The organism is Halegenticoccus soli (assembly GCF_002844195.1).
In the GTDB taxonomy this organism is placed as follows: Archaea; Halobacteriota; Halobacteria; order Halobacteriales; family Haloferacaceae; genus Halegenticoccus; species Halegenticoccus soli.
Genome location: NZ_PEND01000001.1, coordinates 203,128 through 216,221, shown reverse-complemented (window position 1 = coordinate 216,221; position 13,094 = coordinate 203,128). Strand labels below are relative to the sequence as shown.

12 protein-coding genes and 1 pseudogene are annotated in these 13,094 nt (G+C 67.4%); 6 read left to right on the top strand and 7 right to left on the bottom strand.

The window, feature by feature from the left end; genetic code table 11:
- Nucleotides 1–193 precede the first annotated feature (193 nt).
- The 3 genes from CNO20_RS01070 to CNO20_RS01060 all read right to left on the bottom strand — a co-directional run bounded on the left by CNO20_RS01070 (nt 194) and on the right by CNO20_RS01060 (nt 2,341).
- Entirely contained in the window at nt 194–448 is a 255-nt protein-coding gene (locus CNO20_RS01070; protein WP_101294189.1) for a DUF7123 family protein, read from the bottom strand.
- Nucleotides 449–736: 288 nt separating this feature from the next.
- The gene (locus tag CNO20_RS01065) at nt 737–1,564 is read right to left on the bottom strand and encodes a molybdopterin synthase (protein WP_101294188.1); all 828 of its coding nucleotides are present in this window, start codon (nt 1,562–1,564) and stop codon (nt 737–739) included.
- 72 nt (nt 1,565–1,636) lie between these two features.
- On the bottom strand, nt 1,637–2,341 hold the full coding sequence (locus tag CNO20_RS01060) for a methyltransferase domain-containing protein (RefSeq protein WP_101294187.1): 705 nt from the start codon (nt 2,339–2,341) through the stop codon (nt 1,637–1,639).
- Nucleotides 2,342–2,590: 249 nt separating this feature from the next.
- Here CNO20_RS01060 and pyrH point away from each other — a divergent pair, with 249 nt between their 5' ends.
- The 3 genes from pyrH to CNO20_RS01045 all read left to right on the top strand — a co-directional run bounded on the left by pyrH (nt 2,591) and on the right by CNO20_RS01045 (nt 6,913).
- Nucleotides 2,591–3,310 carry a UMP kinase gene (gene pyrH / locus CNO20_RS01055; RefSeq protein ID WP_101294186.1) on the top strand — a complete coding sequence of 240 codons (720 nt, stop codon included), beginning with the start codon at nt 2,591–2,593 and terminating at the stop codon, nt 3,308–3,310.
- Complete coding sequence (gene lysS, locus CNO20_RS01050; RefSeq protein WP_101294185.1) at nt 3,307–4,980, top strand: lysine--tRNA ligase; 1,674 nt, start codon at nt 3,307–3,309, stop codon at nt 4,978–4,980. The genes pyrH and lysS overlap by 4 nt, the downstream gene beginning before the upstream one ends.
- Before the next feature lie 136 nt (nt 4,981–5,116).
- Nucleotides 5,117–6,913 (top strand): site-2 protease family protein, encoded by a 1,797-nt coding sequence (locus CNO20_RS01045; protein ID WP_101294184.1) that lies wholly within the window; start codon nt 5,117–5,119, stop codon nt 6,911–6,913.
- Nucleotides 6,914–6,922: 9 nt separating this feature from the next.
- Here CNO20_RS01045 and CNO20_RS01040 read toward each other — a convergent pair whose 3' ends face one another.
- Together CNO20_RS01040 and CNO20_RS01035 are read right to left on the bottom strand one after the other, a co-directional pair.
- On the bottom strand, nt 6,923–7,441 hold the full coding sequence (locus CNO20_RS01040) for a PadR family transcriptional regulator (protein WP_101294183.1): 519 nt from the start codon (nt 7,439–7,441) through the stop codon (nt 6,923–6,925).
- Nucleotides 7,442–7,507: 66 nt separating this feature from the next.
- Nucleotides 7,508–8,347 (bottom strand): formate/nitrite transporter family protein, encoded by an 840-nt coding sequence (locus CNO20_RS01035; RefSeq protein ID WP_101294182.1) that lies wholly within the window; start codon nt 8,345–8,347, stop codon nt 7,508–7,510.
- Nucleotides 8,348–8,496: 149 nt separating this feature from the next.
- Between CNO20_RS01035 and CNO20_RS01030 the strand changes: the two genes are divergently transcribed.
- Entirely contained in the window at nt 8,497–10,074 is a 1,578-nt protein-coding gene (locus tag CNO20_RS01030) for a heme-binding protein (RefSeq protein WP_101294181.1), read from the top strand.
- Between the two features lie 70 nt (nt 10,075–10,144).
- Here the strand turns inward: CNO20_RS01030 and CNO20_RS01025 are convergent, their stop codons facing one another.
- Nucleotides 10,145–10,879 carry a helix-hairpin-helix domain-containing protein gene (locus CNO20_RS01025; protein WP_101294180.1) on the bottom strand — a complete coding sequence of 245 codons (735 nt, stop codon included), beginning with the start codon at nt 10,877–10,879 and terminating at the stop codon, nt 10,145–10,147.
- Nucleotides 10,880–11,247: 368 nt separating this feature from the next.
- Between CNO20_RS01025 and CNO20_RS01020 the strand changes: the two genes are divergently transcribed.
- A complete protein-coding gene (locus tag CNO20_RS01020) occupies nt 11,248–11,721 on the top strand; it encodes an Lrp/AsnC family transcriptional regulator (RefSeq protein WP_101294179.1) in 474 nt (157 codons plus the stop codon).
- A 2-nt stretch (nt 11,722–11,723) separates the two neighbouring features.
- Here the strand turns inward: CNO20_RS01020 and CNO20_RS01015 are convergent.
- Nucleotides 11,724–12,081 (bottom strand): annotated as a pseudogene (locus CNO20_RS01015) (amidohydrolase family protein); the annotation flags it as partial.
- Nucleotides 12,082–12,222: 141 nt separating this feature from the next.
- Here CNO20_RS01015 and CNO20_RS01010 point away from each other — a divergent pair.
- On the top strand, nt 12,223–12,903 hold the full coding sequence (locus CNO20_RS01010) for a PadR family transcriptional regulator (protein WP_101294977.1): 681 nt from the start codon (nt 12,223–12,225) through the stop codon (nt 12,901–12,903).
- Nucleotides 12,904–13,094 lie beyond the last annotated feature (191 nt).

The following is a 13,094-nucleotide window of genomic DNA, read 5'->3' as shown; positions in this document are numbered from 1 at the left end:
GGGCGAAGAACGGCTTCCGGGCGAAAGCGCGTCGGTCGCGGGTCCGCCGTTCGAGCGGAGGTCCGCGAGGCGTGCCGGTTCACGAGGGGTGTCAGACTGCGCGTGAAGGGTGTAGGCTGCGGCCGCCGGGACGGAACTGACCGGCGGCGGAGACGGAACCGGCGTCACGGGTGCGGGGACCCGGGAGGCGCGATCAGGCGGTGTCGGCCGGCTGGATGCGCCAGGTGGTCGCGCTCGTGTACGACCACTTCTCGATGGTGAGGTCGGTCGCGGAGTCGCGGAGTTTGACCATGAGGGCGCCGATCTCCTTCGGCGAGAGCCCGACTTCGTCGGCGATGAACTTGCTCTTGAAGTAGAGCTCGCCGTCCTGTGCCTTCTCGGCCAGGTACTGCTTCAGGCGTTCTTCCTTAGAGGGGCTGTCGGCGGAGGCGTGTACGGTTGCGCTCATGTCGTGTGACCTCGCTTCTCCGTATGCCCGGTGGGGGAGTTATAAAGGGAGGAACGTTAGGACCCCTTCGGACTCCTTCGGTTACGTTCAGGTTAAAACGGGCGAAATTGTTCGTTTTGCGACTTTTTATGAACCGGTTAGACGTTTTATCGAGCGCGCACGGATTTTCTTTCTGAGCTTCGTGTATGGTACGGTGGACGTTCCGGCGGGTTTTTAATACGTGTATCGGATACTAAATTGATCCGTCGAGAGGCGTTCATCCGACGCTTGACGCCCCATCGGCGCGCGCTACGGGCGGTCGTGGACCCAGAACTCCCCGTCGACGGTCGTTTCCTTCTTGAAGATGGGGACCTCGTCCTTGAGGCGGTTGATGCCGTCCTCGACGGCGCGGAACGCCTCCGTCCGGTGGCCGGCGAGCACGACGACGAACACGATGTCCTCACCGTCCTCGACGACGCCGGTGCGGTGGTGCAGCAGGACCTCCTCGACGCCGTCGCGCTCGCGGAGGTCCCGGCGGATCGCCTCCGCGCGTTCCTCGGCGACGCCCTCGTACTTCTCGAATTCGAGCCGGACAGTCCGCGGATCGTCGTCGCCGTCCTTCGCGCGCACGCGGCCGGTGAACGTCGCGATGGCTCCGGCGCGGTCGGCCCGCGGGGAGCCTTTGATCGCGCGCACGAGCGAGTCGAGCGTGACGTGCGGTTCGGCGTCGTCGAGTCGCCGCGCGAGGTCGTCGAGGTCGACCGCGTCCGCGCTCTCGGCGACGAGCAGCGCGTCCTCCGGGACGCCGCCGGTCGAAGCGCTGTCGGCCGAATCGCCGTCGACATCGACCTCGCCGACGACGGCGGTCGGGAGGCGGACGCCCGAGAACCCGGTCAGAAGGGCGAAGTCGTACTCGGCGGCGAGCGCGTCGAGGAGGTCAGAGAGTGACCGATCGGCCCCGGCGCCCACCCACGACCCGTTTGGCGCGAGGCCGAACGAGGCAGCCGTTCCGGGCATTTTCGCCCCGGAGTCCGTCTCGGGGAGCCGATCTACCGTCGCGACGCGGCCGTCGAGTCGGGGGACGAGGCGCGCGGCGACCTCGGCCGCGTCCGATCCGACGAGTGAGAGTACCTGCATACCCGAACGGCGGGGGGCGACGGGCTTTAGTTTTGCTTCGCGGAGCCCCCGTCGACCGCCACCCCCGGACCGTCACCTCCGGACGACCAGCATCTCGGTCGCCCCGCGCTGGACCTCGAACGGCACCTCGCGTACCGCCGACGCGTAGCCGGCGGCTCCCAGCGCCCGCCGGAGGTCGTCCAGCCGGCCGTACCGCTCCGCGTCGAACCCGACGAGCGGGAACACCCGGAGCTCGTCCGCGGCGACCCGGGCGAGTTCGCACAGCGCGGCTCGGTGGAACTCGTGATCCAGGCGATCGTCGTACAGAAAGAGGAGGTGCGCCGACAGAACGAGGTCGAAGCTCCCGTCGGCGAACGGCAGGTCCGGCAGCCCCGCGCGGACGTACCGGTCGGGGGTCGACTCGTAGTCGGCGAGAAACCGCTTCGCGGCCGCCCGTCGGTACGATTCGAGCGATCCCGCGTCGCCGTAGAACTCCCAGTCGTACAGGTGCTCGACCCCGTCGAGCGCCGCCACCGCCCGCTCGACGTCGCGTGCGCACCGCGCCGCGAGATCGTCCGGGGTCGGCCCGTACAGAGGGTCGACGGCGACGGCTTCGGCACCCCGAGCCGCCGCCTCGGCCGCGAACGAGCACGCGCCGCCGGGGCAGTCGAGCACCCGCTCGCCGGCGAGACGGTCCGGATCCAGGTCGAACATCCGACGGTACTCCTCGAACGTCCGACCGAGGAAGGCGAAACCGTCGATCCGATACCGATCATCAGCGGGGCCGTCGTCACCCATACCCACTACTGGTCCTAATAGTACAAAAATGCACCTTGACGTATGAATTCGTTCATCGCCCGGCGGGTGCAAAGCCCCGCGTGCGCGAAGGATCGATCGGCGACCCGCCGCCCGCGAGGGGACCGCGAAGGCGAGCGGCGGGTCGGCGGCGCACCGCGCTACCGGGCGGCGGTTCGGACGAAAGCGTCGGCGAAACGACGGTCTTCGAGTTGACAACCCTTAAGACCGACTCACAGCAACCCGTGGGCAATGAGAGTCGTGGTTTCTATCGGGGGTAGCGTTCTCGCGCCGAAGCTCGATCCCGGACGCGTCGAGGGCTACGCCGGGGCCATCGAGTCGCTGGCGCGGGAAGGGTGCGAACTGGGCGCCGTCGTCGGCGGGGGCGGCATCGCGCGCGAGTACATCGGGGCGGCTCGCGACCTCGGGGCGAACGAGGTCCAGCTCGATCAGATCGGCATCGACGTGACCCGGATCAACGCGCGGCTGCTCATCGCCGCGCTGGGCGATCGGGTCGACCCGACTCCGGCGCACGATTACGACGAGGCCGGCGACGCCATCCGCCGGGGCGACATCACCGTCATGGGCGGGGTGATGCCCGGCCAGACCACCGACGCGGTGGCGGCGGCGCTCGCGGAGTACGTCAACGCGGACCTGCTGGTCTACGCGACGAGCGTCGACGGCGTCTACGACGCCGACCCCCGGACGAACGACGGTGCCGAGAAGTTCGCGGAGCTCACGCCGACCGAACTCGTCGACATCATCGCGCCGATGAGCCGCGACGCCGGCTCCTCCGCGCCGGTCGACCTGCTCGCGGCGAAGCTCATCGAACGCGCCGGCATGCGGACGATCGTCCTCGACGGGGAGGACCCCGATCGCGTGGAGGCGGCGGTCCTCCGCGGGGATCACGCCGGAACGGACATCGTTCCCGCGGGGAGCGGGGGCGAGCCGACCTACTGGACCCAGCGATGAGCGCGGATCCGGAAGACGCGCCCAGTTCCGGCGCCGGCGTCGAGAGGGTCGAGGGAGACGGCGAACCGCGGTACCGCGCCTTCTGGGCCGACGAGGTCGCAGACGAGATCGAGGCTCGCGACCCAGACGAGCCGATCGTGATAAAGGGCGGCGTCTCGCCCTCGGGCGTCGCCCACCTCGGCAACTTCAACGAGATCATGCGCGGGTACTTCGTCGCCGAGGTGCTGCGGGAGCGCGGCCGCGAGGTCAGACAGGTGTTCACGAGCGACGACAGGGACCCCCTCCGGAAGCTCCCGCGGAAGCTCGCCGACACCGACGGGAACGTCGTCGGCCTCGGCGACGTCGACGCGGGCGCGCTCGGCCGCAACCTCGGCAAGCCGTACACGGACATCCCCGACCCGTTCGGCGAGGCCGAGTCGTACGCCGCTCACTTCGCCGCGCTCCTGAAGGCCGACGCCGATCGCCTGAACGTCCCCGTGGAAATGGTCTCGAACACGGAGCTGTACGAGTCGGGCGCGTTCGAGGAGGTGATCCGCCGCGTCCTCGAACGCGTCGAGACGGCCCGCGAGGTCCTCGCGAAGTACCAGGACAAGGTCGACGAGGGGTACGTCCCGTTCAACCCGATCTGCGGGAACTGCGGAAAGATCACGGAGACCGTGACCGACGTCGACCTCGATTCCGGCACCGTCTCGTACGTCTGCACCGACATGGAGGCGGGCGAGCGCACCATCGACGGCTGCGGCCACGAGGGGACGGCGACGCTCCGTCAGGGGAAGCTCCCGTGGCGGTTCGAGTGGCCGGCCCAGTGGCAGGTGCTCGGGGTCGACTTCGAACCGTTCGGCAAGGATCACGCCGAGGGATCGTGGCCGAGCGGCGAGGACATCGCCCGCAACGTCCTCGGGATCGAACCGCCGGTCCCGATGGTGTACGAGTGGTTCACGCTCAACGGCGAGCCGCTGTCGTCCTCCGCGGGCAACGTCGTCACCGTCGCCGAGGTGCTGGAACTGCTCGAACCCGAGGTGCTCCGGTACTTCTTCGTCCGGAACCCGAAGCGCGCGAAGGACTTCGACGTCTCGCGGCTCGACCTGCTCGTCGACGAGTTCGACCGCTTCGAGCGGATCTACTTCGGCGAGGAGGAGGTCGATCCGAAGCTCGAGCGCCTCGCGGACCGCGCCTACCCGCTGGTCGTCGACGAGGTCCGCGAGGACCGCGTCCGCCTGCCGTACACCTTCGCGGCCGTCCTCGGGATGACGGACGACCGCGACCTGCGCGAGCGGATGGCGCGGAACCAGGGACACATCACCGACGAGACGCCCGAGTGGGCGATCGAAGAGGCGCTCGAGCGGGTCAAGCAGGCTCGCACCTGGGCCGAGCGGATGGACAACCAGTACAACTACCGGCTCCAGGCGGCGCTCCCCGAGGTCGACTTCGACCCGGAGACCGAAGCCGCGCTCGACGAGCTCGCGGACTTCGTCGAGGAGGGCCGCGACGGCGAGGAGATCCAGGGGGAGATCTACGAGGTCGCCCGCCGCCACGACGTTCCCGTCGGCGACTTCTTCGAGGCGGGCTACCGGCTGTTCTTCGACGCGACGCAGGGCCCGCGACTCGGGGAGTTCCTCGGCGAACTCGACCCCGAGTTCGTCGTCGCGCGCCTCCGCCGCGAGGGCTGAGCTGAGCCGCCGGGGCGCACCGGACGCCGACGGAGTCGCCGAACCGTCCGCTTCCGCCGACCGCCGAAGCCCCGACCCGTCGCCGTGAGGCGGTCAACCCGAACGCATTTGCCGCTCCCTGCCTTTCGATCTCCCAATGAACACGCTGTTCTGGGTACTCGCCGGCGTCCTCGCGTACTCGGTCATCGCGCTCTCGTTGCAGTCACGCGGGCTCCTCCCCGCGTCGGTCCGGCTGCAGGGACCGCTCATGACCGTCCACACGAAGCGGGGGCGGGCGTTCCTCAACTGGCTCGCCGGGCCGAAGCGGTTCTGGCGGGCGTGGAGCAACGTCGGCGTCGGGATCGCGCTCGTGGTGATGATCGGCTCGTTCTTCCTGCTGGTGCAGGCGGCGCTCACGACGGTGCGGAACCCGCAGACCTCGACCGTCAACCAGCCGCAGAACTTCCTCGTGATCCCCGGCGTCAACGACTTTCTCCCCCTGTCGGTCGCGCCGGAGATCGTGTTCGGCCTGCTGGTCGGTCTCGTGGTCCACGAGGGGGGACACGGCCTCCTCTGCCGCGTCGAGGACATCGACATCGAGTCGATGGGCGTCGTGTTCCTGGCTGTTCTCCCGATCGGCGCGTTCGTCGAACCCGACGAGGAGAGCCAGCGGAACGCCGACCGCGGCGCGCGGACGCGGATGTTCGCGGCGGGCGTGACGAACAACTTCGCCGTGACGGTCGTCGCGTTCGCGCTGCTTTTCGGTCCGGTCGTGGGGTCGATCGCGGTCGCGCCGGGCGTCGCGGTCGGCGGGACGTACGACGGCGCACCCGCGGCGGCGGCCGGCATCGACAGCGGCGAGCGGATCGTGGCCGTGAACGGGCAGTCCGTGTCGGACGAGCGGACGTTCGACGCCGCGCTGCGGGACGCGCCCGACCGCACCGTGTCGGTGACGCTCGCCGGCGGGGAGACCGTCGACGTTCGGCGCTCCGTGGTGATCGTCGACTCGGTGCCGGGCAATCCCGCCGGGCTGTCGGTCTCGCCCGGCGACGATCCCGTCCGGATCACGGCGGTGAACGGGACGAGCGTGACCACGATGGCCGAGTTCGAGGCCGCGGTGGGGAACGACACGTTCGCGCGGCTGTCCACCTCGCAGGGCGAGCGCACCATCCCCGTCGGCGCAGCCGTGACGAACGTCCAGCCGGAGGGGCCGTTCGCGAGCGCCGGCGCGCCGACGAACGGGACGCTCATCATCACCCACGTCGCCGGCGAGCGGGTGACGTCCGCGGAGGAACTCGGGGGCGTCCTCGACGGGACCGAGCCGGGACAGACCGTCGAGGTGACGGCGCACGTCGACGGCTCGATCCAGACGTACCGCGTGACGCTCGGGGAGAACCCGCAGGACGGGTCCGGCTTCCTGGGCGTCAATCTCCTGCCGGGGACGAGCGGCCTGCTCGTCACCGACTTCGGCGTCCAGGAGTACCCGGCGGGGACCTACCTCGCGCTGCTGGGCGGCGAGGGCGGCTCCGGGGCCGATGCGCTCCCCCTGAGCGGGATCGTCGACTCGTTCCTCGGGCTGGTGTACATCGCGCTCATCCTGCCGCTGGCGAGCGTGTTCGGCCTCCCGTACAACTTCCCCGGCTTCACCGGCGAGGTGACGAACTTCTACGTCGCCCAGGGCGGACCCCTGTCCTTCCTGGGCGGCGGGGTGTTCCTCCTCGCGAACGTCCTGTTCTGGACCGCGTGGATCAACCTCCAGCTCGGGCTGTTCAACTGCATTCCGGGGTACCCGCTCGACGGCGGCCGCATCCTCCGGACGAGCACCGAGGCGATCGTCTCCCGGCTGCCCGTCAGCCAGCCCTACGCGCTGGTCCGAACCATCACGACGTCCATCGGTCTCACGATGCTGGCCGCGCTCGTCGTGATCGTCTTCGGGCCGCAGCTGCTCTCGTAGCCGCCGGAGTCACTCCCCCTCGACGGCGTGCCGCGCGTAGAACTCCTCGGGCGACGCCTCGATCCGCTCGAACGGGCCGAAGTCCCGCTCGTGGTGGCGGATCATCTGCTCGACGATCCAGGAGCTGAACGTCTCGTCGAAGCACCAGTCGTCGTCCGGGCGGGCGATCTCGAAGCGGTCGTCGGTGGCGAACGCCACGTAGACGTGGTAGAAGCCGAGGATCACGTCGGCGAACTCGCGCGCGCAGCCGCCGCACTCCGCGCGCTTGCGGTCGAGTTCGCGCCGCCCGGCGTCGGTGAGCGCGAAGTACTTCCGGTCCGGTTCATCCGCGCGCTCGACTCGCTCGGCCCACCCCTTCTCCTCGAACTTGTAGAGAATGGGGTAGACGGAGCCGTAGGAGGGCTCCCAGTGGCCGCCGCTCAGCTCCGCGATCTCCTTCAGGATCTCGTAGCCGTAGCGCGGCTTCTCGTCGAGCAGTTCGAGAACGAGATAGGAGATGAGGCCTTTCGGTGGGCCGCTTTTCCGCATCAGGTCCGAGTCCGCGGAGCGGCGTTGAAAGCGTTTTGGTGACGGCCGCCCGCGGACGGCGCGGCCTCAGTCGCTCGCGTCGGTTTCGGCGTCGAAGTCGACGTCGACCCGCTCGCCGGCGAGGGCGACGTGTCCGTAGTTGAGCAGCGCGACGAAGACGCCGCCGCCGACGGCGTTGCCGATCGTCGTCCACGCGAGGACCGTCGCGAACTCTGCGAGCGTCACTCCCTGGCCGAGGAACATGGCGGCGAGCATCTCGGTCGACCCCAGCAGGGCGTGGTGGAACGGTCCGAATCCGATCGCCGCGGTGGTGAGGAGCACGAGGACGACCCGCGAGATGGCGTCGAGACTGGCCGCGACGAGCCACGTCGCGAGGCCCATCAGCCACCCGGCGACGACGGCGCTGAGGAGGATCACCCACCAGGGGTACGGAACGACCGCCTCCGCGATGGTCGCGAACGCGGACGGCTGAACGATGCCGAGCGCCGGACCGAGAACCGCGATGAGCCCGGCGAACAGCGCGCAGCCGACGAGGTTCGAGACGTAGACGACGCCCCAGAGCCCGAGCAGTTCGCGGAGCGTCGCGCGGCCGTCGAGCACCGGAATGACGGCCATCGTCGTGTGGGCGGTGAAGAGTTCCGTCTGGCCGAGGATGACGAAGACGAAGCCGACGGACGACACCGCCGCGAGGACTGCCTGCTGGACGAGCGACGAGGAGAACCCGCCGGCGTACGTCAGCGCCATCCCCATAAACAACGCGCCGAAGCTCACGTTGAGCCCGGCGGAGATGCCCGAGAGGAACACGCCCTTCGCGGGGCGGTTGATCTCCTTCAGCGCGTTCTCCATCTCCTGTTCGAGGATACGTCGGTACGACAGCGTCGCACCCGTTGGTTCGTCAGATGACATCGGAGAGAGCCGTGGGCGTCAAACGCGGGGACGGCGCAAAACGGCTACGGCTGCGATCGACTGCGCGACCGAATCGGACCGCGCCGAACAGACTGCTCCGCCGGCGCGGACTCAAAAGGTCCTTGTTCGCACCGTGCCAAGCCGGGCGTATGCCAGAGCCGCCGCAGACCGACGAAGGGTGGTACGCGCTGCACGACTTCCGGACGGTCGACTGGGACGCGTGGCGAGACACGCCCGAACGGGAACGCGAACGGGCGATCGAAGCCGGCGTTCGGTACCTCGAATCGCACGAGGCGGTCGAGGACGCGGAGGAGGGCGCGTCGGCCGTGTTCGGGCTTCTGGGCCACAAGGCCGACCTGCTGCTCCTGCACTTCCGCCCGACGCTCGACGACCTGTCGACGGCGGAGCGCCGCTTCGAGCGGACGGCCCTCGCGGGCTTCACCGACAGGGCGACGTCGTACGTCTCCGTCACCGAGGTGTCCGGCTACGTCTCCGACGCCTACTTCGAGAGCGAAGCGTCGGAGCCGTCCGACGACGAGGCCGAAACCGGCGAGGTAAGCCAAGGAGGGGCGGAATCCATCGACGAGGGCCTCCGCCGCTACATCGAGGGGAAGCTCAAACCGGACATCCCGGACGACGAGTACGTGAGCTTCTACCCGATGAAAAAGCGCCGGGGCGAGGTGTACAACTGGTACGACCTGCCGTTCGACGAGCGCGCCGAGCTCATGTCGGGCCACGGCGACGTGGGGCGGAAGTTCGCCGGGAGGATAAAACAGGTCATCGCCTCCAGCGTCGGCTTCGACGACTACGAGTGGGGCGTCACGCTCTTCGCGGCGGATCCGACCGACATCAAGGACATCGTCTACGAGATGCGGTTCGACGAGGCGTCCTCGAAGTACGGCGAGTTCGGGCGGTTCTACGTCGGTCGGCGATTCCCGCCGTCGGATCTGGGCACGTTCCTCGCCGGCGACCCCGTCCCGACGTCCGAGCACGGCGTCGACAACGGCGTCCACGGCGGACGCGGCGAGGGCGGTCGCGCCGAAGCCGGCAACCATCACGGAGGCGGCGCCCACCACGCCCACGGTGGCGGTGAGGACGCCCGAGATGGTCACGGCCGCGGACGCGACGAGTCCGCCGACGCCTCGGAGGAGATCCGCGGCGAACTGGAGGAGCTGAACGTCTACGCCGGCAAGCCGCACGGCGAGGACGTGTACGCCACCGTCCTGTACTCCGAAGCCGACCCCGCCGAGCTGTTCAAGGAAGTCGAGGGGCTGCGGGGCAACTTCGACCACTACGGCACGCACGTCAAGACCGCCGTGTACGAGGCCAGCGACGGGGAGAGATCGGCGGTCGTGAGCGTCTGGGAGACGGCGAGCGCCGCCGAAACCGCCGCGGGGTTCCTCTCGGAACTGCCCGGGATCGTCTCCCGCGCGGGCGAGGAGTCCGGGTTCGGCACGATGGGGATGTTCTACACGGTCGAGCCGGAGCACCGCGAGGACTTCGTCGGGAAGTTCGCGACGGTCGGCGGGCTGCTCGACGACATGGAGGGTCACCACGGCACTGACCTCATGGTGAACCGCGAGGACGAAAACGACATGTTCATCTCCAGCCAGTGGCGCTCGAAGGAGGACGCGATGGCGTTCTTCCGGAGCGAGGAGTTCAGGGACACGGTCCGGTGGGGGCGGGACGTGCTCGCGGACCGGCCGCGGCACGTGTTCCTCGCCTGATCGGGACCGAACTCGTCTGATCGGAGTCCGGCCGGCGACTACCGGGACGGGGCGACCGACGGACCGTCGATCACGCCGAATCGACGCGGTCGCGCGCCTCGTCGACCCAGAGGCTGACGCGCTTTTCGGAGACACCGATCCGCTCGGCGCACGAGGAGGCATCCACCTCCGCGAGCGCGGCCACGCCGTCGACGCCCTCCGCGCGGAGGCGCTCCGCGTACGCCGAGCCGATCCCCGGGATGGATCGGAGGTCGTCGCCTTCCGCCTCGTCGATCCCCTCGTCCCGGTCCGTTCCCGTCTCGGTCCCGGCTCTTTCGGCGGACTGTGCCGTCTCGCGGGTCCCCTCTCGAACCCGCCGCGCGACCGCGCCGAGCGAGTCCGCGTACGCGCTCGCCGGGGCGTCGACGAGCGACGCCGACTGGTCGAGAAACCGGGCGTACGCCTCGGCGTTGTCGACGACGCCGTCCTCGGCGGTCCGCCAGGCCCGCTCGTTGATCCGATCGAGGGCGTCGAACTGCTCGTCGACCGCCCGTTCGAGGTTCTCGAACGCGTCCTCGGTCCGACCGGGCGCACTCGCGCGGTACGCCTCGAGGGACGCCTTCCAGACGTTGCGCGTCGCGCCGACGCTCGACCGCTGGATCGACAGCCCCGACTTTATCGCGTTCCGTAGCGCCTGCGGCAACCGCGCCTGCGCGTTCACGCTCCGCTGGAACCAGCGTCGACCCTGCTCTATCGACTGACGCTGCATTTCGAACATCGCTGCTATCGGGTTCGGCGTTCGGTTCGGGTGTGTACTCTCACTCATTCTGATCACCGGGGCTCGTTTGCTCGACCGGACGTTCGTCCGGTCGGCGCCGTCGTCGTCCGCTCGGTACGCGCTTCTTCGGTATAGTGGCTGTGACAAGACGATTATCTGACGTTTTGAGCGACGTCACCGACGGCGATCGGCTCCCCGTCGCGGACGGCGGCGACGCTGGTCGCCCACACAACTCCGGAGGATGACGAATTTACGGACGGAAGCGGCGTTTCGTTGGCGGTTCAGAGACGAGGAAGGAAGGCAGATAGCGGGTATCTCTCGCTACGTACGCAGAAAGTGAGAGGAGGGCAGTCAAACTCGATGCGCCGTCCGAGTAACGTATAAAGGTAAAGTGCTTTTAGTGTGGACACGCCAGTATGGCTGACGAAGAAATTGACGACGTGGACAGAGCAGTCCTATACGCGTTACAAGAGGATGCTCGTAACACGTCGTCCGGAGACATCGCAGAGCGAACCGGTACCTCGGACAGTACGGTCCGTAAGCGCATCCAGCGCCTCGAGTCCGACGGCATAATCAAAGGATACAGCGCCAGCGTCGATTATCAGAAGGCGGGTTACCCCCTCCGAATGTTGCTTTACTGTACTGCTTCGATATCCGAACGCGGCGACCTGATACCCAAAATCTTGGAGATCGACGGCGTTGTGTCGGTTCAGGAACTGGTCACTGGTGAACGGAATCTCCTCGTGACGGCTGTCGGCGAGTCGGACAGCGAGATCACGCCCGTGGCGCAGGAACTCCTCGATATGGGACTGACAGTCGCCGACGAAGTGCTCGTTCGAAGCCACGAGACGACGCCCTTCGGCAAGTTCGATTCCGAGAACAGCAGCTGACTGACGACGTATTTGATATCGAGCGCGGTCGCGCGCCGGACGACTGCACGTACCGGATCGACTGAGTCAGCCAGATTGTCCGAGTCGCCGTCGAGAACGGTGAGTGCGGCCCGGCGGCCAGGAGCGATGACTCCACAGTCAAGTCCGACGATCTCGGCACCCGCGGTCGTCGCCATCCTTGACATCCTCCCGCGCGGTCACGTCGAATCGTTTCGCCGTATATGCCATCTCGCGAACCATAGCGGGTGGATTGAGCGGTACGTTATCCGTCCCGAGTGCGACTGTCGTGTGATCGACCAACTCCCGTACTGGGGGTCTACCCAAGACAGTATTCGCGCGCGGACAGACTGCGACAGGAACCCGACATCCCGAATAACGATATGATTTTTCAAACCCCGAATATCGAACGTTTCGGTAACACTATTTCGTCTCGGCGGCTATTCTGTCCTGACGGTCGATGACAGACACCGATACGCGTGAATGGAGGTGGACCACCCGTTGATGAGCGGGGACAGTCTCGAATCTCTCATCGAATCCGTCCAAGACTGGACCGAATCTCGAAGAGATTCGGTACGCGCATCGAGTGCTCAGACCGCCCTCGTCGTCTCGTGTTCGATGAGTGACTGCGAACCCCGTGAGCCACTCTGGCCAATTGACGCCGCCTGGAACGCCGTCGGCGTTCAGACCCTCGGAAACCAGACGCGGGAACGATACGAGGGCGAGACGGTTATCGACGGTGACATTGCACATCTCAGGAACCAGTACGACATCGCAGCCGTGCTCGTCGTTGGACATACGAGGTGTGAGGTTCTCAGAGATGCGTACGATCGGTGGGTGTCACCGCCACCAGAATCGCCTGCAGGCGTCCAGGCACGATTGGATCCGCTCGTTTCCCTCGTCGAGGATGGAGCCGAGCAGGGCCTCTTCGAGGAATCTACGTCACTTCGGACGAGAGCGTATCGACTCGTCGAATACAATGTCAGCCGCCAAGTTCGGTTTCTCCAGCAGGCACTCCCCCCTTCGGTCACGATTGCTGGCTACGTCCACGATCAAGACGGGGCGTACAGTTCCTTCCCCGGCAAGCGGTATCTAGTTGCTCTTGACGGTGCGACTGAACCGACCGAGATTCGGCCTCGCCTCCCGGACGATCCCTCGGTTCAGGTAGGGAGTCTCCTGAACTGACCTCACTGTCGGGCCACTCCACTCGCTGGCGGGGTGAAAACATAACGTTCTATTATCCGCTTAATCGGGAACAATTTGGTAGAATAGAAGGATTTAATAACCATTCTGTTCGTAATGGTGGGTGAGGGCGACCAGAAGCGACCCACCTGGTTTGTCTCGGATACCGTGACGGGTCGCAAATGGACTGAACG

Coding starts and splice junctions, on each gene's coding strand:
- CNO20_RS01045 (WP_101294184.1), top strand. CDS start 5,117: ATGAACACGCTGTTCTGGGTACTCGCCGGCGTCCTCGCGTACTCGGTC.
- lysS (WP_101294185.1), top strand. CDS start 3,307: ATGAGCGCGGATCCGGAAGACGCGCCCAGTTCCGGCGCCGGCGTCGAG.
- CNO20_RS01040 (WP_101294183.1), bottom strand. CDS start 7,441: ATGCGGAAAAGCGGCCCACCGAAAGGCCTCATCTCCTATCTCGTTCTC.
- CNO20_RS01070 (WP_101294189.1), bottom strand. CDS start 448: ATGAGCGCAACCGTACACGCCTCCGCCGACAGCCCCTCTAAGGAAGAA.
- CNO20_RS01010 (WP_101294977.1), top strand. CDS start 12,223: ATGAGCGGGGACAGTCTCGAATCTCTCATCGAATCCGTCCAAGACTGG.
- CNO20_RS01025 (WP_101294180.1), bottom strand. CDS start 10,879: ATGAGTGAGAGTACACACCCGAACCGAACGCCGAACCCGATAGCAGCG.
- CNO20_RS01060 (WP_101294187.1), bottom strand. CDS start 2,341: ATGGGTGACGACGGCCCCGCTGATGATCGGTATCGGATCGACGGTTTC.
- CNO20_RS01030 (WP_101294181.1), top strand. CDS start 8,497: ATGCCAGAGCCGCCGCAGACCGACGAAGGGTGGTACGCGCTGCACGAC.
- CNO20_RS01020 (WP_101294179.1), top strand. CDS start 11,248: ATGGCTGACGAAGAAATTGACGACGTGGACAGAGCAGTCCTATACGCG.
- pyrH (WP_101294186.1), top strand. CDS start 2,591: ATGAGAGTCGTGGTTTCTATCGGGGGTAGCGTTCTCGCGCCGAAGCTC.
- CNO20_RS01065 (WP_101294188.1), bottom strand. CDS start 1,564: ATGCAGGTACTCTCACTCGTCGGATCGGACGCGGCCGAGGTCGCCGCG.
- CNO20_RS01035 (WP_101294182.1), bottom strand. CDS start 8,347: ATGTCATCTGACGAACCAACGGGTGCGACGCTGTCGTACCGACGTATC.